The sequence below is a fragment of the Verrucosispora sp. WMMD573 genome (genome assembly GCF_027497175.1).
GTDB lineage: Bacteria > Actinomycetota > Actinomycetes > Mycobacteriales > Micromonosporaceae > Micromonospora.
The window spans coordinates 6,090,775-6,111,791 of sequence record NZ_CP114901.1 but is presented as its reverse complement, the minus strand read 5'-3'; the positions used below and the strand labels follow the sequence as shown (position 1 = coordinate 6,111,791).

Here is a 21,017-nt window from a genome sequence, read left to right as displayed (position 1 = left end):
GGGAGTGGCAGCGGTGACGCTGACCATCGGAGTCGACGTCGGTGGCACCAAGGTGGCCGGCGGTGTCGTCGACGACACCGGCACGGTCCTCGTGCAGACCCGACGGGACACCCCCGCCGACGACGTCGGCAAGACCCGCGACGTCATCATCGAGCTGGTCGGCGAACTGGCCGCCGGCCACGACATCCAGGCGGTCGGCATCGGCGCGGCCGGCTGGATCGACGCCAGTCGGTCCACCGTGCTCTTCGCCCCCAACCTGGCCTGGCGCGACGAGCCGCTGCGGGCGTACGTCAGCGCGGCGGTCGGACTGCCGGTCATCGTCGAGAACGACGGCAACGTGGCGGCCTGGGCGGAGTTCCGCTACGGCGCTGCCCGCCACGCCGACGACTCGATGGTCATGTTCACCATCGGCACCGGCGTCGGCGGCGGCATCGTGCTCGGCGGTGAGCTGGTCCGTGGTGCCCACGGCATCGCCGCCGAACTGGGTCACATGCTCACCGTTCCCGACGGCCACCAGTGCGGCTGCGGCCGACTCGGCTGCATCGAGCAGTACGCCAGCGGCAGCGCCCTGGTCCGGTTCGCCCGGGCCGCGGCCCGGCAGGAGCCGCACCGGGCCGCCGCCCTGCTGGAGTTGGCCGACGGTGAGGCCGAAGCCATCACCGGCCCGATGGTCACCGCCGCCGCAAAGGGGGGCGATCCGGTCTCGGCCGAGGCGTTCGCACAGGTCGGCCGCTGGCTCGGCACCAGCCTGGCGGACATGGCGCAGATCCTCGACCCGCAGATCCTGGTCGTCGGCGGTGGCGTCATCGACGCCGGTGACCTGCTCATGGGCCCCACCCGTCGCTCGTTCACCGAGGCGCTGGCGCAGCGCAGTCGGCTGCCCGTGGCCGAGATCCGGCCAGCCGAACTCGGCAACTCCGCCGGGGTCATCGGCGCCGCCGACCTGGCCCGGCGGATCTAGGTGGCCGAACCCGGCGTGCCGCTGCGCGTGCTGTCGTACAACGTCCACGGTCAACGCGACGACACCGCAGCGCTGGCCACCGTGGTGCGCGAGGCGGCACCGGACGTGGTCATCGTCCAGGAGGGACCGCGCCGGTTCCGGTGGCGGGAGAAGTCCGCCGCGCTGGCCGAGTCGTTCGGGCTGGTGGTCGCCGCCGGTGGGCTGCCGTCGCTGGGCAACCTGGTGTTGACCAGCCTCCGGGTGCGGGTGACCGCGACCCGCTGCCGACGCTTCCCGCTCACCCCGGGCCGGCACCTGCGCGGCGCCGCGTACGCCGACTGTCGGGTGGGTGCCTCGACCCGGTTCACGGTGGCCGGGTCACACCTGTCCACCGATCCGGCGGAGCGTCCTGGCCAGGCCGAGCTGTTCAAGCGGGACCTGACCGCCGCCGCCCACCCGGTGATCGCCGCCGCCGACCTCAACGAGGAACCGGGCGGGCCGGCGTGGCGCGCCGTGGCCGACGGGCTTACCGACGCGGCGGTGGCGGCCGACCGGACCGAACGGCTCACCTACTCGTGCGCGAACCCTCGGCGGCGCATCGACGCCCTGTTCGTCGACGCGCGGATCACCGTGGTCGACTACGACGTGATGGACACCCCCTTGACCCGACGGGCCAGCGACCACTTCCCGGTCCTGGTCGACCTGCTGCTGCCCGCCACCGCCTGAGACCGGTCCTGCGCCGGGCTGGACATCCCGCTCCGTTGTGGAGAGGATTTCGCGCGACCCGGCACTCGTGCCGAGACGAAGGAGATCCCCGGTGCCCACCTCCACCGAGCCCGGCCGGCCAGATCCGGAGACGACCACGCTCGCCCGCGGCCACGACGGCCGCCCGGTTTCCGACCGGGGCGACACCGTCTGCGTCATCGGCGCCGGCGCCAGCGGCCTGACCGCTGTCAAGAACCTCGCCGAGCATGGCTTCGGGGTCGACTGCTACGAACGCGAGACCGGCGTCGGCGGCGCCTGGAACTGGCGGCACGACCGCAGCCCGGTGTACGCCAGCACCCACCTGATCTCGTCGCGGCCGTTCACCCAGTTCCCCGACTTCCCGATGCCCGACCACTGGCCGGACTACCCGCACCACAGCCAGCTGCTGTCGTACTTCGAGCGCTACGCCGACCACTTCGACCTGCGCCGGCACATCTGGTTCGGCACCGAGGTGGTGCGGGTCGAGCCGGTCGGCGACGACCGGTGGGACGTCACCACCCGCAGCACCGGGGGCTACGGCCCCGAGCGCACCTCCCGGTACGCCGCCGTGGTGATCGCCAACGGGCACAACTGGTCACCGAAGCTGCCCCGCTACGAGGGGTTGGAGCAGTTCCGCGGCGAGGTCATGCACGCCTCGTCGTACAAGGACTCGGCGCAGCTGCGGGGCAAGCGGGTGCTGGTGGTGGGTGCCGGCAACACCGGCTGCGACATCGCCGTGGAGGCCGCCCAGCAGGCGTCGCGTTGTTGGCACTCCACCCGCCGCGGCTACTGGTACGCCCCGAAGTACGTCTTCGGCCGCCCCGCCGACCAGGTCAACGATCTGTTGCTGGCGCTGCGGGTGCCGCTGCGGGTACGGCAGTGGCTCTACCACCGGACCCTGCGGCTGACCGTCGGTGACCTGACCCGCTTCGGCCTGCCGAAGCCGGACCACCGGGTGTACGAGACCCACCCGATCGCCAACAGCCTGCTCGTCTACCACGTGGGCCACGGCGCGATCACCCCGGTGCCGGACGTCGCGCGGGTCCACCCCCACTCGGTGGAGCTGACCGACGGCCGGCAGATCGACCCGGAACTTGTCGTCTTCGCCACCGGCTACCTACCGCGCTTCGAGTTCCTCGACGGCAAGATCCTTGGCGACGACGAGGGGGTGGGCCGGCCCCGGCTGTGGCTCAACGCCCTCGTGCCGGACCATCCCACGCTCGCGGTGACCGGGCTGCTCCAGCCGGACTCCGGCATCTTCACCCTGGCCCACTGGCAGGCCGTGCTCGTCGCCCGGTTGCTGCGGTTGCGTGCCAGCCGCCCGGAGCGGGCCGCGGCCTTCGCCGCCCGGGTACGCGCCGGGGCCGGCGAGCGCTACTCGGGACAGGTGAAGGATTCGACCCGGCACTGGTTCGAGGTCGGGCACGCCGACTACCTGCGCGCGCTGGAGCGCGCCCTACGCGAGCTGGAGAGCAAGTGACCGAGCGGGTGATGCGCAGCTGGGAGTGGGCACGTCCGGTGCGCCCGGTCCGGCGTGAGGTGCTCAGCGCCGTCCCGGAGTTGGAGGAGGGTCGGCCGCCGCTGCTGTTCGTACCCGGCTTCGGTCATGGTGCCTGGGCGTACGCGGAGAACTGGCTCGGACATGTCGCCTCCCGCGGCTTCGGCGCCTACGCGGTGAGCCTGCGCGGGCACGGCGCCAGCGAGCCGGCACCGGAGGCGACCCTGCGGGCGTACGCCCACGATGTGGTCCAGGTGGCGGCGAGCCTGCCGCGCCGGGCGGTGCTGGTGGGGCACGGCGCCGGGGCCCTGGTGGTCGCGCACGCCATGGCCCGCTATCCGGCCCGGGCGGCGGTGCTGGTGGCGCCGGTGTTCGGCGGCTGGGCGACGTTCGGCAACGCGTTGCGTCGCAACCCGCTCGGTACCCTGCCTGCGGTGTTCGGCGCCGGGCTGCGGCTGAACCGCCGGCAGTTGTTCAGCGGTGAGCTGCCCGACGCCGACGCCCGGCGGTACACCGGGCGGCTGGGGCGGGCGGCCCGGCGCGCCCAGTGGCAGCTGTTGACCGGCACCGATCCGGAGCCGGCGGTCGGTGACCCGCCCGTGCTGGTGATGGGCAGCCCGGACGACCGGGTGGTGCCGGCCGCCGCGTTGAGCAGCGCCGCGCGGCGGTACGGTTCCGCCCCGCTGCTCTTTCCTGGCATGGGGCACGATCTGATGCTCGACGCCAGGTGGCGGGAGCCGATCGACGCGATCCTCGACTGGCTGGTCAAGGACCCGGCCCGCGACGAGCTCGGCTGAGACGTCGCGGGTGTGCCGTCTCAGCCGCCGCCGAGGCGGGCGAGCATCGAACCGCTCTGGTCCAGCGTGGACAGGTAGGAGCGCGCCCAGGCCCGGATGTCGTGTTCGTGCAGGTACGCGCGCATGGATCGCATCCGCTCCCGTACGTCGGCGGGGTCGGCCCGCAACGCGGCGAGCAGACCCTGCTTGAGCCCCTCCAGGTCGTGCGGATTGACCAGGTACGCCTGCGGCAGCTCGGCGGCGGCCCCGGCGAACTCGCTGAGCAGCAATGCGCCGCTGTCGTCGACCCGGGCGGCGACGTACTCCTTGGCGACCAGGTTCATCCCGTCGCGTAACGGGGTCACCGCCATCACGTCGGCGACCCGGTAGAGCGCGGCCAACTCGGCGCGATCGAACGGCTGGGTGAGGTAGTGGATGGCGGGCTCACCCACCCGGCCGAACTCGCCGTTGATCCGCCCGACCTCGCGTTCCACCCGGTCCCGGAGGATCTGGTACTGGCTGACCCGCTCCCGGCTGGGCACCGCCACCTGCACCAGCACCGTGTCGCGAACCTTGACGTGCCCACCCGCCAGCAACTCGCTGTACGCCTTGAGCCGCTGCTCGATGCCCTTGGTGTAGTCCATCCGGTCGACGCTGAGAATCACCTGGTCGGGGCTGCCCAGGTCGTGCCGCAGCCGGTGAGCCCGGTCGGCCACGTCCGGGCGGTCGGCCAACGCGGCCATCTCGGCGGTGTCGATCGACACCGGGAACGCGCCGATACGCACCACCCGGTCCTCGATCCCGACCCGCCGGTCGGTGGCCGGCAGCCCCAGCACCTTCGTCACCAGCTGGGCGAAGTTGTGCGCAGCCTGGGCGCGCTGGAAGCCGACCAGGTCGGCGCCGAGCATCCCGCGCAGCAGCTCGGCCCGGCGGGGCAGCTGCATGAACAGCTCCGGCGGCGGGAAGGGCACGTGCAGGAAGAAGCCGATGCGCAGGTCGGGCCGGAGGGTGCGGAGCAGCCCCGGCACCAGTTGCAGGTGGTAGTCCTGCACCCAGACCACCGCGCCGGGCTCGGCCACCTGCGCGGTGGCCTCGGCGAACCGCTGGTTGACCCGCTGATAGGCATCCCACCAGCGCCGGTGGTGCTGGGGCTGCTCGACCGCGTCGTGGTAGATCGGCCAGAGGGTCGCGTTGGCGAAACCCTCGTAGTGGTCGCGCAGGTCTTCACCGGTGAGCGGCACGGAGTGCATTCGCACTCCGTCGATGTCGGGCAGGGCGGGCGCGGGACCGGTCCCGCCGGCCCAACCGACCCAGGCGGCAGGGGTGTGGCGCAGCAACGGGTGCAGTGCGCTGACCAGCCCACCGGGGCTGCGCCGCCACTCGCAGGCGCCGTCGGGGGCCACGCTGTCGTCGATGGGTAGGCGGTTGGCCACCACCACGAGGGAACTCTGTCGCATCTCGGGCATTCCGATCAGCAGGGGAGTGACCGCCACGAGGGAGGAACAACCGGGCAGTCGGCGGGTGACGTGACGTACTGCGGTATTCCTACTGACAGTAAGTTACACCACTGTTACGCCCGTCCACACGGGCGGTCGCCATCCCGGTATCCGGACGGCTACCCTGCGCGGCGGATCAGACGACGGCACCGTCGTCCGGGTCGCGGTCATCGGCGTCGCCCGGCCGCAGGCGCCACACCAGCGTGACGAAACCGGCGAGAATGCCGGTGAAGCCGAGCAACGTCACGACGCCCTGGTCAGCGGGGAGCAGATCGGGGAAGAGGAACAGCACGAAGCCGAGCAGCACGGCGAGGATGCCGGCCAGCGCGAACTTCGACACCCGGGGCAGCGGTGGAGGCGGCGGCGGTACGTAGCGCTCGTCGTCGTCCGGGTCGTCGGGCAGCTCCGCGCCGAAGGTGTCCAGGCCGTCCAACAGCGACGGCCCCTCCCCGTCGCGGGGGCCACGTCCCACCGAGACGCCGGAGATGTCGGCGGCGTACGGCAGCCGGCGTACGTCGGTGGCGGTGGGGCCGGGCTCCTCGGTGCCGGGTCGGGTGGCGGTGGCCGTGCCACCGCCCCGCCCGGCCGGGTCGTCCACATTCTCGGCGGCGGGCCAAGGATGGTCGCCGGAGTCCGGCGGGGCGTGGAAGCCGGCGATGATCCGCTCCCACTCGGCGTCGATGTCCGGTTCTCCAGTGGCGCGGGCGTCGCCGGTCTCGTCGGCGAGCTGGCTGAGGTAATCCCGGGCGGTGCTCAGGTACGAGCGGTCCACGTAGAGCCGGTCCACCGGTCGGGGCGGCACGGTGGTGGTGCGGGTGACCGGGTTCAGATCGGCCGACGGTTGCAGGTAGGCGGCGATTCCGCCGGCGGCCAGCACGTCGAGCAGGTGCTCACCGACGCGCGGGTCGACGTCGCCGGCAATGGCGTACTCGCTCGCGTCGAGACCGTTGTCCCGCCGTCCCCGGCGGGCCCCACCCGCTGACACCGACCATCCTCCTCATCGCGCCACCGGCGCGCGCCCCGCAGCTGTCGGCGCGCCCCCGCACGCCCCGTGCCCTGAATCGTGACACGTCGAGGGCGGGTTCGGGGAGTGCCTTGTGGCGCGGCGTACGGTCGCGGGGCGCGGCCGATGGCCGCAGCCGTCACTGTCGCACCGCTTGTCTGCCAGGCGACGACCCTCGGTGATGGCGACCCAGTGTGACAGTACCCGCCTCGGCTACCACCCACCCACCGCCGCCTTTGCTCTGCTTCAACCCACGCACAGCCGCCTGACCAGGTGGGATGGTGCCGGCGGAAGCCAGGTTCCGGCTGACAATCGTCACGGAAAGTGACTGTTGCGTGGGTTGAAGCAGAGCAAAGTGTGGAGAGGGGAGGTGCGGAGGGGGAGCGGTCAACACCGAACGTGACGGGCGATTTCGGGCCGAGCGTCCGTTGCCGCGGCTGGCCGTCGGTTCGTAGGCTCGTGCCACGATCACCCGACACAGCGCGGTCCGGGGTGAGCAACACCTGGGGAGAGGATGCCGGTGCTCTACTGGCTGCTGAAGTACGTGCTGCTCGGCCCGCTGCTGCGGCTCATCTTCCGGCCGCAGGTGGAGGGCCTGCACCACGTACCGACGACCGGTCCGGTCATCCTGGCGAGTAATCACCTCTCTTTCTCCGACTCGATCTTCACGCCGCTGATCGTGCCGCGGAAGGTCACCTTCGTGGCCAAGGCGGAGTACTTCACCGGCAAGGGGGTCAAGGGCTGGCTGACCAAGATGTTCTTCACCGGCACCGGCACCATCCCGGTGGACCGCTCCGGCGGCCGGGCGGCCCGCGCCGCGCTGGACACTCAGCTGAACGTGCTGCGGTCCGGCGGCATCGCCGGCATCTACCCGGAGGGCACCCGCTCGCCCGACGGCCGGCTCTACCGGGGCAAGACCGGAGTGGCCCGGCTGGCCCTGGAGAGCGGTGCGCCGGTCGTGCCGGTGGTGATGCTCAACCTGGACGAGATCCAGCCGCCCGGTCAGCTCATCCCGAACCTGGCGCGGGTCCGGATCCGCTTCGGCCCGCCGCTGAACTTCTCCCGTTACGCCGGGTTGGCCGGTGACCGGTTCGTCGAGCGCGCGGTCACCGACGAGATCATGTACGAGTTGATGGAACTCTCCGGCCGCGAGTACGTCGACATCTACGCCCAGCAGCTCAAGACCCAGCCCACCCCGACAACCCCGCCGGTAACACCTGTCGCGGCTTGAAGATCCTTCGGCGAGGGGGCCGGGCGATAGGGCGGCCGGCCAGGAGGCGAGGATCTGCCGGTCAGGAGGCGAGGATCTGCGCGGTGTCGGCGGGCGGCTGGGCCAGAGCGAGCAGACCCGGCGCGCCGTTGCGGTGGGCGAAGGCGCGCAGCTCGGCCAGGGGCGTGTCGGCCGCCGCAAGGTCACCGAAGCGGGTCAGTTCGCGTACCGCGAAGGTCAGTGCCAACATCCGGTCGGTGACGTCGGGGATGCCGGCGTAGGTCTCGGCGGCGGCGAGGTGCAGCTCGGCGGCGTGCCGGTGGTTGTCGTCGGCCCCGGCCAGCGCGCCGGTCACCGTCCGCAGCGCCGCCTCCGACCAGGGCGTACGGTGGCCGACCCGGTCGAGCATGGCCCGTATCCGAGCGGCGGATTTGCGTCCGGTGAGGCTCGCCGCCCAACTGGCCGCGGCGATCCACTCGCCGCTGGCCAGCGCGGGCACCGCCGCCCACGACTCGGCCAGCTCGTCGACCAGCGCGGCGGCCTCGTCGAGGCGATCCTGTACCGCCCGGCACAACGCACCCATCGCCAGCATCGTCCAGTGCAGCCGGTGGAAGCCGCTGCGCCGGGCGATGTCCAGCGCGGCGGCCACGTCGTCGCGCGGCGGTGTCCCGGTCGTCGCCCCGTCGGCGGGTGGGCCGGGCGGCACCGGCTGGCCACGCAGCACCAGCAGGCACGAGCGCAGGCCGCGCACCTGCATGTCCCAGCTGCCGGTCGGGGTGTCCACGAACGCCTCGGCGGCGGCGAGCAGCCGGCCGAAGTCTCCCTCGAACCAGGCCCGCATCGCCTCGCTGGAATAGCTGGTGGTCAGGGTCTGCCCGCTCGCGGTACGCGCCGGCACAGCCGAGAGCAGGGCGTTCGAGCGCACCCAGTCACCCTCCTCGCAGACGGCGTAGGCGAGGTTCTGAGTGGCCCGAGGCAGCGCGAGCAACTGACCGGCCCGGCTGAACTCCACGATGCTGTACAGCTCGTCGAGCCCGGCGCGGTCGCCGGCCTGGTAGCGGGCGGTGGCCGCAGTGATCCGGGCGTTGGTGCGGGTCTCGGTCAGCCCGAGTCGTTCGCCGATCTCCGCTGCCGTGTCAGCCGCCGCCACCGCCGGATCACGCTCGTAGTTGAGCATGTGCAGCCGCCCCAACTCGGCGAAGGCGTCGGCCTTCTGCGCGCTGTCCGGCAGCGGCTCGAACAGCCGTACCGCCCGGTCCAGGCAGGCCAGCGCCGCCGGCCGGTCGGCCCGCAGCCACGCCGCCTGGCCGAGCAGCGTCCAGGCCCGCGCCGCGCACGCCTCATCGCCGTACGCGAGCAGTCGCTCGGCGAGCGCCTGCACCTGCTCCGGCCCGCCGCCGGAGAGGAAGGCGTTGCCGTCGCGGTGGAACGAGATCTCGGTGCTGAGCAACTCCAACTGGAGCCGGCCCACCGGATCGGAGTCGTCGGCCAGGCCCAGCGCCCGGGCGGCGTGGCTGGCGGCGGCGTCCAGCCCGTGCAGCGCGTACGCCCGGCGCGCCGCCCGGTGCAACGCGGCCCGGGCCGGCGCGACGTAGCGGCGGGTCTCCATGCCCAGCGAACGGGTGATCTCGTGCGCCGCCCAGCGGTGGTGGGCCAGCACCTCGGCCAGGTCGGTGTCCCGGCTCTGCGACAGCGTGTCCAGCCAGTCGGCGGTGCGCTCGTGCCGGGCCACCCGCTCGGTACGGGGCAGCCGCTGGTAGCACACATCGCGGACCAGGACGTGCCGGAAGCGGTACTCCGACTGACCGGCCATCGTGGAGGCGGCCTGCTCGTGGACGAAGTCCCGCTGCTCCAGCCGACGTAGGGCACGCTCGACGGACTCGACCGGCTGCCCCACGGCGGCGGCCACCGCGCCCGGCCAGAACTGCACACCGACGACCGCGGCGGCCAGCAGCACTGCCCGGTCCTTGGCATCGAGCAGGTCGACCCGGTTGGCGATGACCGCGTGCACACTCTCCGGCATCGGCAGGTCCAGGTGCTTCTCCAGCGACCAGCCACGCCCGGACTGCCGCAGCGCCCCCTGCTCGATCAGCATCCGGACGTATTCGTGGGCGTAGAGCGGATTGCCGCCGGCCACCTCGACCAGCGGGGTCAGCAGGTCGGCGGAGAACGCGGCCTGACCGAACATGTGCGCGTACAACGCGGCGATGCCGGTGTCCCGCAACGGCGGCAGGGCGATGGTGACCGAGCCGGTGATCGTCCCCGCCCAGCTCGGATCCCGGTCGACCAGTTCGGGACGGGCGGTGCACAGCAGCAGCAGCGGTACGTCCCGGGCCGCCGCACCCAGCAGCTCCACGAACCGCAGCATCGCGTCGTCGGCCCAGTGCAGGTCCTCGAAGACCAGCACGGTGGGACGGCGAGCGGCGAGCGCCAGCAGGAACCGTCGCCACGCCGACTCCGCCTCCTCGGCCGGCAGCGGGGTGCCGGCCAGCCCGACCAGTGGCCGCAGCGCATCGGCCACCCGGTCCCGTTCGCTGACGCCGACCAGTTCGCCGACGGCGGTGGCCAGCCGTTGAGCGGCACTGGCCGCCGGATCGGTGTCGAGAATGCCCGCCTCGGCCTTGACGATGTCGGCAAGCGCGGCGAACGTGACGTTCTCGCCGAACGGTGGGCACCGGCCGGTCCGCCAGGTCAGCGGCTCGTCCACCAGCCGCGCGGTGTGCCGGTGCAGCTCGCGGACCAGCCGACTCTTGCCGATGCCGGCCCGGCCGAAGACGGTGACCACCTGGGGCCGACGGTCGCGCAGGCTGCGGTGCAGGGCGTTGACCAGCATGCCCAGCTCGTGTTCCCGGTCGATCAGCGGGGTGGTGTCCGGCTCCCGGTCGGTGGGCTGCTGTCGTACCGCGGACCGGGCCAGCCACACCTCGGTTGGTGCGGACCGCCCGCGCAGGGTGACCGGGGGCTGCTCGTCGTACCTGATGGTGTCCCGGGTCAGCGCGTGCGTGGCACCGTCGACCAGCACCCCGCCGGGTGGCGCCGCCGACTGCAACCGGGAGGCGGTGTTGACCACGTCGCCGGCCACGATCGCCTGCCCGCCGTCGCGGGCGGCGGCCACGTCGACAAGCGCCTCCCCGGTCGCCACCCCGACCCGGAAGCGCAACCCGTCGGTGCCGGTAGGGGTGAACCGGGTCAGCACCCGCTGCAACTCCAGCCCGGCTCGGACACACCGCAACGCGTCGGTCTCGGTGGCCACCGGCGCACCGAACAGCGCCATCACCGCGTCGCCGATGTACTTCTCCACCACCCCGCCGTACTGGCCGACCACCCGGCGTGCGGCGGAGAAGAAGCCGGTCTGCATGCCGCGCACCAGCTCCGGGTCGGCCCGCTCGACATACGGGGTGAAGTCGATCAGATCGACGAAGAGCACGCTGACCCGGCGGCGGTCCTCCTGGTTGATGGCCGCCGGCCGGTCGGTGCCGGCCCGGGGTGACCCGCAGGAGGTGCAGAAGGCCACGTCCCGGGCGAGCGGGCGCAGGCAGTGCGGGCAGACGGCACCGAGTTCCGCGCCGCAGCCACCGCAGAAGCGGTCGCCCTCGGCGGCGGTACGTCCACAGCGGTCACACTGCGCGGCGATGACACCCTCCACTGGCAGGCCCCCGACGCCCCGGGGCGCAGCATCGAGTATCGCCGCTCGGCGCACTGTCGGGTACCGGGCTGTTGGCTTGTGGACACTCAGCCGGGCAGCTCACCACGTTTCGGAACGGCTAGATTCAAGCAGCCGATTCGTCAACCGCTGATCAGGGGGACAGCTCCATGGTGTACGTGATGCTGAAGAGCGACTGGACCGACGGTAACGGGGTGGCCCACTCCGCGGGTGACTCGGTGGATGTGGACGCAGCCACCCTCGCCCAGTTGCAGGCGCAGGGGATCGTCGGCGAGGTGCCCGGCGGTGGCAAGGACGGCACGGACTGGGCCGGGCCGGGTGACACCGAATGGGTCGGGCCGGGCAGCACCAAGCCCTGACCGGACAACCACGGGCGGGCCGGGACGATCGTCCCGGCCCGCCCGTGTCCGCGTCTGCGTTCCGCGTGGGCCGCTCAGCGCTCGTTCATACCGGCGCGGCGGCGCAGCGCGGGCACGTCGGTGACCACGATCCGTCGACCCTCGGTACGCAGCCACCCCCGGTTGGCGAACGACCCGATCGCCTGGTTGACGCTCTGCCGTGAACCGCCGGCCATCTCGGCGAGCTGGCTCTGGTTCAGCTCGATCGTGATCATCGGAGCCTGGCTCTCGCCGGCCAGCCGGACCAGCGTCTTGGCCACCCGGCCGGGCAGGTCGAGGAAGACGTGATCGGCGTTCTGCTCGGTCAGCCGCCGGATCAACGCACCGAGGGATCGCATCACCGCGTCGAGGATGCGCGCGTTCGAGTGCACCAGCTCCATGAACGCCGGCCGGGACAGCGCCAGCGCGGCAGTGTCCTCGATCGCCTCGGCCGAGGTCGACCGGGTCGAGGCGTCCAGCAGGGAGACCTCACCGAGCACGTCCGGCGGACGCATCACGGTCAGGATCGCCCGTTCGCCGGTGGGCGCGGTCCGGAACACGGCCACCGCTCCCCGCCGCAGGATGATCAGCGACTCACCCGGGTCGTTCTCCACGAACAGCAACTGACCCTTGCGGTACGTCCGGGGCACCGCTGCGGCGACCACCCGCTGGCGCACCTCCGGCTCAAGCCCGGCGAACATGTCGACGCCGGTGAGCGCGTCGCCCGGCTCCGGCAGGCGCATCTCCACGGCCCCACCCCTCCCCGGTCAAGGACCTCAACTCGCTCACCGGGTGAGCCTGGCGGCCCTGACGAGGTGATCCGACACCCGTTCGGCGTCCGGCAGCGGTAACACATCAGATCATGACGGTCCGGTCGCGTGCTGTACACCCCTCAAATCACTTCCGTGACCGGTTCGAGCTGGGGTGTGACCTCCCGGCGGACCGTGGAAGCGCTCCCGGTGTCGCCGACCCGATGAACGGGCCGCGGTGACTGTCGGCGAGGATGGTCGCGATGGCCTACCGCTACTTCTACGACTGCGAGTTCATCGAGGACGGCCGGACCGTCGAACTGGTCTCGATCGGCGTCGTCGACGAGTACGGCCGCGAGTTCTACGCGGTCTCCACCGAGTTCGACGCGTCCCGGGCGGTTCCCTGGGTGCGCCGCAACGTACTGGACAAACTGCCCTCCCCGGCCGACCGGGCGTGGCGGTCCCGCGAGCGCATCCGCGACGACCTGTACGACTTTCTCGTCGAGCCGGTCAGGGGCCGCCCCGGCGAGGAGGTGGAGCTGTGGGCCTGGTACGCGGCGTACGACCACGTGGCCTTGGCGCAGCTGTGGGGCGCGATGCCGGCGCTGCCCCGGGAGATCCCCCGGTACACCAAGGAGCTGCGGCAGTTGTGGGACGAGCGGGGTCGGCCCCCGCTGCCCAACGCCGCGGCGGCCCGGCACGACGCGCTTGTCGACGCCCGGCACAACCTGGCCCGCTGGCGGGCGATGACCGGTTCGTGAGATTCGGTATTTCGGTGGTTTGACCCGTGCTGTCCCGGGCACCGGGTTCGCCGAGAGGCCGAGGCGAGGGAGTGCCGGCGTGGGCGGGTGCAGGGGAGTGTCGACGTGAGCGGCGGGGTGATCGGCGGCCGACAGGCCCGGACCCGGATCACCGAGCTGATCCGGGCCGCGCGGACCTGCACCCTGACCACGATCTCCCTCGACGGTCGGCTGGTGGGCCGGCCGATGACCCTGCAACGGGCGGAGTTCGACGGGCAGCTGTGGTTCTTCGCGTACGCCGGCTCGGCGACCGTCCGGCAGGTGCGGGTCAACCCGGAGATCGAGCTGAGTTTGCACGACCCGCGGGCGCAGGTCTGGGCCTCGATCACCGGCAGCGCGCGGGACGACCCTGATCAGGCACGCGCCGAACGGCTGTGGCACCCCGGACTGGCCTCGTGGTTTCCGGACGGTCCGGCCACGGCGGGGCTCACGCTGGTCGCCGTGCACCCCACGGGCGTCCGGTGCTGGGACGCCCGGGGTGGTCAGATCGAGCTGATCGGACCGGTCGGCGCAGCGTCCGGCGGTGGGTCGCCGGCCGATCGCCAGGAGGACGGCTACTGACCGGTAGCGGGGCGCGGTGCGGTCCGTACCGAGCTGCGACTACAGTTCGTAGGGACGGCCCGCCCCGGGCCGGCAACGGTGCCGAGGGTCCGCGCTGACACATATCCTGGGGCTTGATCGGGCTTGACCAGATGCTCCCCAGGAGGATGAGCAGATCATGCGTATCGGCGTGCTCACCGGCGGCGGCGACTGCCCGGGTCTCAACGCGGTCATCCGGGCGGTGGTCCGTAAGGGCGTCGCCAGCTACGGCCACGAATTCGTAGGCTTCCAGGACGGTTGGAAGGGTCCGCTCGAGGGGCTGTCCCGCCCGCTCGGCATCGCGGAGGTCCGCGGCATCCTGCCCCGTGGTGGCACGATCCTCGGCTCCTCCCGGACCAACCCGTTCAAGATTGAGAACGGCGTCGAGCGGATCAAGGACAACCTGGCCGCGCAGGGCGTCGACGCCCTGATCGCCATCGGCGGTGAGGACACCCTCGGTGTCGCCACCAAGCTCCACGAGCTGGGCGTCAACGTCATCGGCGTGCCGAAGACCATCGACAACGACCTCGGCGCGACCGACTACACGTTTGGTTTCGACACCGCCGTCAACATCGCCATGGAGGCGATCGACCGACTGCACACCACCGCCGAGAGCCACCACCGCACCCTGGTGGTCGAGGTGATGGGCCGGCACGCCGGCTGGATCGCCCTGCACGCCGGCCTGGCCGGCGGCGCCAACGTGATCCTGCTCCCCGAGCGGAACTTCGACGTCGAGCAGGTCGCCGGCTACGTCGAGAAGCGCTTCCAGCACCAGTACGCCCCGATCGTCGTGGTCGCCGAGGGCGCCCAGCCGCTGGAGGGCCAGATGGTCCTGCAGAACCAGGAGCTGGACGCGTTCGGGCACGTGCGGCTCGGCGGCATCGGCCAGTGGCTGGCCGAGCAGCTGGAGGCCAAGACCGGCAAGGAGGCCCGCACGGTGGTGCTCGGCCACATCCAGCGCGGCGGCACCCCCACCGCGTTCGACCGGGTGCTCGCCACCCGGCTGGGCCTGCAGGCCATCGACGCCGCCCACGAGGGTGACTGGGGCAAGATGGTCGCGATGCAGAGCACCAACATCGTCCGCGTCCCGCTCGCCGACGCCACCGCCGAGCTGAAGACCGTTCCGCTGGAGCGGTACGCCGAGGCCGAGGTCTTCTTCGGTAGCTGATCGTCGTTCCGGCGTCGCGGTCGGGCCACCGGGCCCGCCGCGACGCCGGCCCACGAAGGGGGTACGCCAGTGTCAGCCGGGGTGCACACGGTCGCGGTGATCGGGGCGGGCAAGATCGGCGAGCTGATGCTCTCCGGGCTGCTGCGGTCCGGCTGGCCGGTGGACCGGCTGCTGGCCACCGCCCGCCGCCCGGCCCGCGCGGAGGAACTGGCCGCCCGCTACGGCGTACGCGTGGTGGACAATCTCACCGCCGTGGACGAGGCCGAGGTGCTGGCCGTCTCGGTGAAACCGCAGGACGCCGCGGCGCTGCTGGACGAGATCGGCCCCAAGGTGCCGCCCGGCAAGTTGTTGATCTCGCTCTGCGCCGGCCTGCCCAGCAGCTTCTTCAGCCGCCGACTGCCCGAAGGCACGCCTGTGGTGCGGGTGATGACCAACACCCCTGCCCTGGTGGACCAGGCGATGACCGCGATCTCGGCCGGCGCGTACGCCACCGGTGAGCACCTGGCGTTGGCCGAGGAGATGTTCAAGCCGCTCGGCGCGACGATCCGGGTGCCCGAAACCCAGCAGGACGCGGTGACCGCGCTCTCCGGCTCCGGCCCGGCCTACTTCTACCTGCTGGTCGAGGCGATGACCGACGCCGGCATCCTGCTCGGTCTGCCCCGCCAGGTGGCGCACGACCTGATCGTGCAGACCGCGATCGGCTCGGCGGTGATGCTGCGCGACTCCGGCGAACATCCGGTGAAGCTGCGCGAGGCGGTCACCTCGCCCGCCGGCACCACCATCTCGGCGATCCGCGAGTTGGAGAACCACGGCGTACGCGCCGCCCTGCTGGCCGCCCTGGAAGCCGCCCGCGACCGCGCCCGTCAACTAGCCGCCCAAGCCGAGTAACCCACCCTTCCCCCGCCCCGCCCGGGCTCCCGCCCCGGTTGGCGCTGCCGGCGCGGGTTGCGGTGAGTGGCGGTATCCCGGTCGAGTTGAGGGCGCAAAAATGCGGCGTCTCGTGCGGTGACGGGTGGTTGGCCGGCTCTCGGGACGGTAGCGGGCGCGGACACAGCGGTGGTCAGTTCAGCGATGCCGGATCGTACCGGTGATCGGGGTGGCGCATACTGGCGCGGTGTTCACTCTCGCCCAGGCTCGGCACCTGGTGGCCACCCTGCATCCCCGGATCGAGGAACTGATCCGGGTCCGGGCCGATCTGGCCGAGTTGCAGGCCGACCTGGCCTCCCACGGGCTCAGCGCACTCGGTGGTCGGGCCGAGGTCAAGGGCCTGGAGGCCCGGCTGTACGCGGTCCTCGACGAGATCCAGCAGCACGGCATCGAGGTCAAGAGCGTGGCACCGGTGTTGCTCGACTTTCCCGGCGAGCGCGAGGGCCGACAGGTGCTCTGGTGCTGGCTGGAGGGGGACACCGACGTGCGCTGGTACCACCGCGCCGACTGCGGCTTCGCCGGCCGCCGCCCGATCTGACCCTGCCGCCCGTCGGGACCTGCCCCGCGCTCCCACCCGTGCCGCTGACTCGATCGGCGCGAGCCCGTGACGATCCTGACGGTGGACGGATCCATCGATCGGCGGCTGGCGGAGGGGGGAGACGGCCGGTCGGGGCCGAGACGCGCAGACGGCTAGGCTCTGCCGGTGAGTGACGTGCGGCGGGCGACTGTGGATGACGCCCGGGAACTGGTCCGGCTACGGACGGTCATGTTGGGCGCCATGAGTGGTGCGCCGGCGGAGCCCGGCGAATGATGTTCGCCTTGGCGTTGCGCGAGGATGCCGAGCTGCGGCCGCTGAACCCGTGGCACGCCGAGGAGTTCCTGGCCAACCTGGACCGGGCGCGGCAGCACATCGCGCCGTGGGTGTCGCCGTCCTTTGTGGCCACCGACCTCGATGGGGCGCGGCACGTGCTCCAGCGTTATGCCGACAGGTGGGCCCGCGACGACGGAGGCATCTGGGGCATCTGGTGGGGCGGCAAGCTGGTCGGCGGCGTGCTGCTGGTGTCGCTGAACGCGGCGTCCGGGGTGTGCGAGGCGGGCTGCTGGCTGGAACCGGCCGCCGAGGGACGGGGGCTGGTGACCCGGGCGGTCGAACGGCTCATCGACTGGGTGCTTGTCGAGCGCGGACTGCATCGGGTCGAGTGGCGGACCAACGCCGGCAACGTACGCAGCATCGCGGTGGCCCGTCGGCTGGGCATGCGCCGCGACGGCGTGCTGCGCGAGGTGTTGCCCGGCCCGGACGGCCGGATCGACCTGGAGGTCTGGTCGGTGCTGGCCCCCGAGTGGCGGACCCGGCGCACCGGCGTCCCGTCAGTGGGGGATCCCGGCGGTGTGGCCGCTGAGAGATGAAGGCGTGGCCGCTGAGAGATGAAGGCGTGGCTGCGGAGAGATGGATCAGCCGCCGGTGGCGGGGACAGGTGGGGTCCGGCCACCGACGGCTGATCGCTCAGGGCCGGATCAGGAGGTGGCGACCTCCACCGTCCCGGCGTAGTCCGGGTTGGCCTTCAGCCACTCCTCGACGGCCTTCTCCTCGTCGTCCTTGTGCACGTTGAACATCAGGTCCTCAAGCGAGCCAAGCTGCTGGTCGTCCATCTTGAACTTCGTCAGCATCTCGGTGACCTCGGGGAAGTCCGCGCCGAAGCCCTGACGGGCCAGCGTGTTGATCTCCTCGGCCCCGCCGAGCGTGCCCTTCGGGTCCGCAAGGTCCTTCAGCTGGTAGTTCGCGTAGGCCCAGTGCGGGTGCCAGAGAGTCACCACGATCGGCTTCTGGTCCTTGATCGCGCCGTCCAGCGCGGCCAGCATCGCCGGCGTCGACGACGTCTTCAAGGTGAGCTTGTCGGTCAGGCCGTACTCCGGGATGACCTTGTCCTGGGTGGCGGCGGTCAGGCCGGCACCGGGCTCGATCCCGATGATCTCGCCGCCGAAGGTGTCGGCGTTGGCGGCCAGGTCCTCAAGCGAGTTGACGTCGCTTACGTACTCCGGCACGGCGATGCTCAGGCTGGCGTTGTCGTACCAGACGCCCACCTTCTCGATCTTGTCGCCGTACTCCTTCATGTAGTCGGCGTGGGTCTGCGGCAGCCAGCTGTCGAGGAAGAGGTCGATGTCCCCCGTCGCCAGGCCCTGGTAGACGATGCCCGCCTCGACGTTCTTGAGCTCGACGTCGTAGCCCTTCTCCTCCAGCAGGTTCTTCCAGAGGTAGGAGGTGGCGATGGCCTCGTCCCAGGCCATGTAGCCGATGGTGATCTGCTTGTTGTCGCCGGCGGAGTTGCCGGAGTCGCCGTCGTCGCCGCAGGCGGCGACGCCGGTCAGCGCCAGGGCGGCGGTGGCCGCAAGCGCGACCCGGCGCACCAATTTACTGCTCCACATGTGGAGTTTCCTTCCCTTGTTGCGGTGAACCGGCGGAACTCGCGGTAGCGAGGCAGGGCGCCGGCAACCGGTGACTTCCCCGCGTGGGTCAGGACGTGGGTCAGGCCTGTTGCATGGCGCGTTGCGCCTTCGCGGAGGCGGTACGCGCGCCGATCGAATCGGTGAGGCGGTCGAGCACCACAGCCAGGATCACCACTGCGATGCCGCCCTCGAAGCCCGTGCCCACCTGGACCCGGGCGAGCGCCGTCATGATCACCTCACCGAGACCACCGGCACCGACCATCCCGGCGATGACGACCATCGACAGGGCCAGCATGATGACCTGATTGACGCCGGTCATGATGGTCGGCAGGGCCAGTGGCAGTTTGGTCCGCAGCAGGATCGTCCACGGCGACGCGCCGAACGCCTCGCCGGCCTCGATGACCTCGCGGTCGACCTGGCGCAGGCCCAACTCGGTCAGGCGGACCCCGGGCGGCATACTGAACACCACGGTGGCCAGCACCCCGGGCACGGCGCCGACGCCGAAGTAGAAGATGGCCGGGATCAGGTAGACGAACGCGGGCATCGTCTGCATCAGGTCCAGCACCGGCCGGACGAGTGCCGACGCACGGCGGCTCTCCGCGACGAGGATACCCAGCGGTACGGCGAGCAGCAGGGCGAGTCCACTGGCCACCAGGACCAGCGCCAGTGTGCTCATGGTCTGTTCCCAGATCGGCAGCCCGGCCACCAGGCCGAGTCCGAGCGTGGTGCCGAGCCCGAACTTCCAGCCCCGCAGCCACCAGCCGAGGCCGGCGAAGATCAGCACCATCACGATGGCCGGGGGTGCGGTCAGCAGGTCCACCAGCGGCTCGACAAGCGAGTCGACGGCGGCGGCGATGCCGTCGAAGACGGCGGACAGATGATCCCTGGACCAGTCGACGCCGACCTTGAACGCGTCGCCGATCCGCACGTACGGCAGCAGGTCATCGATACTGTCGGCGCTGTTCATGCGGGCTCTCCCGTCAGCCGGACCGATGGTTCGGCAACCACCGGAGGTGTGGCGTTGCCGCCTCCGGTCGGTGCCGTGCCGGCCGCTGCGACGGCCCGGGTCGGATCGGCCGCCTCGCCAGCCTGGGTCGGGTCAGTGGCCGGAGCCGTGCCGGTCTCGTCGGCAGGCTCTGGTGTGGCGGTGGTCTCGCCGGTGTCGGCGCTGAGGCTGCCCAGGGCGCTCAGCAGGGTGACCCGCGGAATCACGCCGGCGAGCCGCCCGGCGTCGTCGACCACGGCGACCGGCGCCGGGCTCTGAGCGGCGGCGGCGAAGATCTCGGCCACCGGCGTCGTGTCCTCGACCGTGCGGACGTGGTCGGTCGACATGATGTCCTGGAGGTTCTTCCGTCCGTCCCGGACGGCCTGGGCGGCGGCGTCGGCGGTCACGGTGCCCAGGTACCGCTTGTTGCGGCCGGTCACGTATACCGCCGACGTCTGGGTCTCCCGTAGCACCCGGGCGGCCACCCGCGGACCGGCGTCGACGTCCACGACGCCGAGCGGTCGCTCCATGACCGCCGACGCGGTGAGGATCCTGGTCCGGTCGACATCAGCGACGAACTGGGCGACGTAGTCGTTGGACGGGTCCGTGAGGATCTCCTCGGCAGTGCCGATCTGAACGATCCGACCGGCCCGCATGACCGCGATGCGGTCGCCGAGACGCATCGCCTCATTGAGGTCGTGTGTGATGAACACGATCGTCTTGCCAAGCTCAGCCTGTAGCTCGATCAGCTGATCCTGCACCTCGCGGCGGATCAGCGGATCGAGCGCGGAGAACGCCTCGTCCATGAGCATGATGTCGGTGCCGGCGGCGAGCGCGCGGGCCAGGCCGACGCGCTGGCGCATGCCGCCGGAGAGCTCCTGCGGCAGCTTGTCCGCCCAGCCGTCGAGGCCGACCATCCGGAGCGCCTGCTGTGCCTTCTCCCGGCGCTCGGCGCGTGGCCGGCCCGCCACCTCCAGCGCGTAGGCGGCATTGTCCAACACCGACCGGTGTGGCTGGAGCGCGAAGTGCTGGAAGACCATGCTGAGCTTCTCGCGGCGCAGCTTGCGCAGCGCGGCCGGCTTGAGCTTGGTGATGTCGACCCCGTCGACCTCGACCGTGCCGTGCGTGGGGGTCAGCAGCCCGTTGAGCATCCGGATCAGGGTGGACTTCCCCGAGCCGGACAGGCCCATGACCACGAAGATCTCGCCGCGTCGGACCTCGAAGTTCGCGTCGACGACCGCGGTCGTGACCGACAGCCCCGCCAGCTCCTCGTCCCGACCTGGGCTGTTCCGGAGAATTTCCATTGCCTTGTCGGCGCGGTTTCCGTAGACCTTGTATAGGGATTTCACTCTGAGTGCGGACACGGTCTCCATCCAAGGGGCATACGGTACGCCGCCATTCCCGGGCGGCGTACGCAGGCGCGAAGCTATCGACAATCTGTCCTGCCGTGGGCCTGCCGAACTCAGGGCAGCCCAGGTGAGCGAGCCTCGACACTACCCGAGAGTTTTCTGGGAACGGCAAACCCCGCAGCCTCGTCCGGTGGGGCCTAGTGACACGAGATGTAGCCATGGGCGTCGATGTTGTTTCGGCTGGCTATTGGCGGCCGACGTCGATTTCTGGTAACGAGCGGCGGGTGGCTGACGAGCCCTCACGCGC

19 protein-coding genes are annotated in these 21,017 nt (G+C 71.5%); 12 read left to right on the top strand and 7 right to left on the bottom strand.

All coding sequences use genetic code 11. From position 1 onward, the window contains the following. Positions 1 to 13: 13 nt before the first annotated feature. From O7601_RS27625 to O7601_RS27610, 4 genes are all read left to right on the top strand, one after another. Positions 14 to 961 carry an ROK family glucokinase gene (locus O7601_RS27625; protein ID WP_281563976.1) on the top strand — a complete coding sequence of 316 codons (948 nt, stop codon included), beginning with the start codon at positions 14 to 16 and terminating at the stop codon, positions 959 to 961. Next, on the top strand, positions 962 to 1,666 hold the full coding sequence (locus O7601_RS27620; RefSeq protein WP_281563975.1) for an endonuclease/exonuclease/phosphatase family protein: 705 nt from the start codon (positions 962 to 964) through the stop codon (positions 1,664 to 1,666). It abuts the gene before it with no gap. Between the two features lie 91 nt (positions 1,667 to 1,757). Next, positions 1,758 to 3,164 (top strand): NAD(P)-binding domain-containing protein, encoded by a 1,407-nt coding sequence (locus O7601_RS27615; RefSeq protein WP_281563974.1) that lies wholly within the window; start codon positions 1,758 to 1,760, stop codon positions 3,162 to 3,164. Beyond that, complete coding sequence (locus tag O7601_RS27610) at positions 3,161 to 3,979, top strand: alpha/beta fold hydrolase (RefSeq protein WP_281563973.1); 819 nt, start codon at positions 3,161 to 3,163, stop codon at positions 3,977 to 3,979. Before O7601_RS27615 ends, O7601_RS27610 begins: the two co-directional genes overlap by 4 nt. Positions 3,980 to 3,999: 20 nt before the next feature. Here O7601_RS27610 and O7601_RS27605 read toward each other — a convergent pair whose 3' ends face one another. Both O7601_RS27605 and O7601_RS27600 read right to left on the bottom strand, forming a co-directional pair. Then, on the bottom strand, positions 4,000 to 5,415 hold the full coding sequence (locus O7601_RS27605; protein WP_281563972.1) for a trehalose-6-phosphate synthase: 1,416 nt from the start codon (positions 5,413 to 5,415) through the stop codon (positions 4,000 to 4,002). A gap of 175 nt (positions 5,416 to 5,590) precedes the next feature. Then, positions 5,591 to 6,439 (bottom strand): DUF308 domain-containing protein, encoded by an 849-nt coding sequence (locus O7601_RS27600; protein WP_281563971.1) that lies wholly within the window; start codon positions 6,437 to 6,439, stop codon positions 5,591 to 5,593. A gap of 538 nt (positions 6,440 to 6,977) precedes the next feature. Between O7601_RS27600 and O7601_RS27595 the strand changes: the two genes are divergently transcribed. After that, positions 6,978 to 7,688 carry a lysophospholipid acyltransferase family protein gene (locus O7601_RS27595; RefSeq protein WP_281563970.1) on the top strand — a complete coding sequence of 237 codons (711 nt, stop codon included), beginning with the start codon at positions 6,978 to 6,980 and terminating at the stop codon, positions 7,686 to 7,688. A 61-nt stretch (positions 7,689 to 7,749) separates the two neighbouring features. Here the strand turns inward: O7601_RS27595 and O7601_RS27590 are convergent, their stop codons facing one another. After that, the gene (locus O7601_RS27590) at positions 7,750 to 11,313 is read right to left on the bottom strand and encodes an adenylate/guanylate cyclase domain-containing protein (RefSeq protein WP_281563969.1); all 3,564 of its coding nucleotides are present in this window, start codon (positions 11,311 to 11,313) and stop codon (positions 7,750 to 7,752) included. 167 nt (positions 11,314 to 11,480) lie between these two features. On the opposite strand from O7601_RS27590, the gene O7601_RS27585 reads away from it, so the two are divergent. Further along, positions 11,481 to 11,690 carry a hypothetical protein gene (locus O7601_RS27585; protein WP_281563968.1) on the top strand — a complete coding sequence of 70 codons (210 nt, stop codon included), beginning with the start codon at positions 11,481 to 11,483 and terminating at the stop codon, positions 11,688 to 11,690. Between the two features lie 74 nt (positions 11,691 to 11,764). Here O7601_RS27585 and O7601_RS27580 read toward each other — a convergent pair whose 3' ends face one another. Beyond that, entirely contained in the window at positions 11,765 to 12,457 is a 693-nt protein-coding gene (locus O7601_RS27580) for a Crp/Fnr family transcriptional regulator (RefSeq protein WP_093401197.1), read from the bottom strand. A 263-nt stretch (positions 12,458 to 12,720) separates the two neighbouring features. On the opposite strand from O7601_RS27580, the gene O7601_RS27575 reads away from it, so the two are divergent. The 6 genes from O7601_RS27575 to O7601_RS27550 all read left to right on the top strand — a co-directional run bounded on the left by O7601_RS27575 (position 12,721) and on the right by O7601_RS27550 (position 17,338). Next, positions 12,721 to 13,218, top strand: coding sequence for a polyadenylate-specific 3'-exoribonuclease AS (locus O7601_RS27575; protein ID WP_281563967.1), 498 nt, complete (start codon positions 12,721 to 12,723; stop codon positions 13,216 to 13,218). A 105-nt stretch (positions 13,219 to 13,323) separates the two neighbouring features. Continuing rightward, the gene (locus O7601_RS27570) at positions 13,324 to 13,818 is read left to right on the top strand and encodes a pyridoxamine 5'-phosphate oxidase family protein (protein ID WP_281563966.1); all 495 of its coding nucleotides are present in this window, start codon (positions 13,324 to 13,326) and stop codon (positions 13,816 to 13,818) included. Between the two features lie 157 nt (positions 13,819 to 13,975). After that, the gene (locus tag O7601_RS27565) at positions 13,976 to 15,004 is read left to right on the top strand and encodes a 6-phosphofructokinase (protein WP_093401195.1); all 1,029 of its coding nucleotides are present in this window, start codon (positions 13,976 to 13,978) and stop codon (positions 15,002 to 15,004) included. 69 nt (positions 15,005 to 15,073) lie between these two features. Further along, positions 15,074 to 15,892 carry a pyrroline-5-carboxylate reductase gene (gene proC, locus O7601_RS27560; protein ID WP_281563965.1) on the top strand — a complete coding sequence of 273 codons (819 nt, stop codon included), beginning with the start codon at positions 15,074 to 15,076 and terminating at the stop codon, positions 15,890 to 15,892. A gap of 226 nt (positions 15,893 to 16,118) precedes the next feature. Next, the gene (locus O7601_RS27555; protein ID WP_281563964.1) at positions 16,119 to 16,469 is read left to right on the top strand and encodes a DUF2203 domain-containing protein; all 351 of its coding nucleotides are present in this window, start codon (positions 16,119 to 16,121) and stop codon (positions 16,467 to 16,469) included. A 272-nt stretch (positions 16,470 to 16,741) separates the two neighbouring features. Then, the gene (locus O7601_RS27550) at positions 16,742 to 17,338 is read left to right on the top strand and encodes a GNAT family protein (RefSeq protein ID WP_281567065.1); all 597 of its coding nucleotides are present in this window, start codon (positions 16,742 to 16,744) and stop codon (positions 17,336 to 17,338) included. 108 nt (positions 17,339 to 17,446) lie between these two features. Here O7601_RS27550 and O7601_RS27545 read toward each other — a convergent pair whose 3' ends face one another. From O7601_RS27545 to O7601_RS27535, 3 genes are all read right to left on the bottom strand, one after another. Then, positions 17,447 to 18,355, bottom strand: a complete 909-nt coding sequence (locus tag O7601_RS27545) for a glycine betaine ABC transporter substrate-binding protein (protein WP_281563963.1) — start codon at positions 18,353 to 18,355, stop codon at positions 17,447 to 17,449. Between the two features lie 100 nt (positions 18,356 to 18,455). Then, positions 18,456 to 19,343 carry a proline/glycine betaine ABC transporter permease gene (locus O7601_RS27540; RefSeq protein ID WP_281563962.1) on the bottom strand — a complete coding sequence of 296 codons (888 nt, stop codon included), beginning with the start codon at positions 19,341 to 19,343 and terminating at the stop codon, positions 18,456 to 18,458. Then, complete coding sequence (locus O7601_RS27535) at positions 19,340 to 20,734, bottom strand: glycine betaine/L-proline ABC transporter ATP-binding protein (protein WP_281563961.1); 1,395 nt, start codon at positions 20,732 to 20,734, stop codon at positions 19,340 to 19,342. Before O7601_RS27535 ends, O7601_RS27540 begins: the two co-directional genes overlap by 4 nt. Positions 20,735 to 21,017 lie beyond the last annotated feature (283 nt).

Coding starts and splice junctions, on each gene's coding strand:
- O7601_RS27605 (WP_281563972.1), bottom strand. CDS start 5,415: ATGCGACAGAGTTCCCTCGTGGTGGTGGCCAACCGCCTACCCATCGAC.
- O7601_RS27585 (WP_281563968.1), top strand. CDS start 11,481: ATGGTGTACGTGATGCTGAAGAGCGACTGGACCGACGGTAACGGGGTG.
- O7601_RS27575 (WP_281563967.1), top strand. CDS start 12,721: ATGGCCTACCGCTACTTCTACGACTGCGAGTTCATCGAGGACGGCCGG.
- O7601_RS27565 (WP_093401195.1), top strand. CDS start 13,976: ATGCGTATCGGCGTGCTCACCGGCGGCGGCGACTGCCCGGGTCTCAAC.
- O7601_RS27550 (WP_281567065.1), top strand. CDS start 16,742: ATGTTCGCCTTGGCGTTGCGCGAGGATGCCGAGCTGCGGCCGCTGAAC.
- O7601_RS27545 (WP_281563963.1), bottom strand. CDS start 18,355: ATGTGGAGCAGTAAATTGGTGCGCCGGGTCGCGCTTGCGGCCACCGCC.
- O7601_RS27540 (WP_281563962.1), bottom strand. CDS start 19,343: ATGAACAGCGCCGACAGTATCGATGACCTGCTGCCGTACGTGCGGATC.
- O7601_RS27535 (WP_281563961.1), bottom strand. CDS start 20,734: ATGGAGACCGTGTCCGCACTCAGAGTGAAATCCCTATACAAGGTCTAC.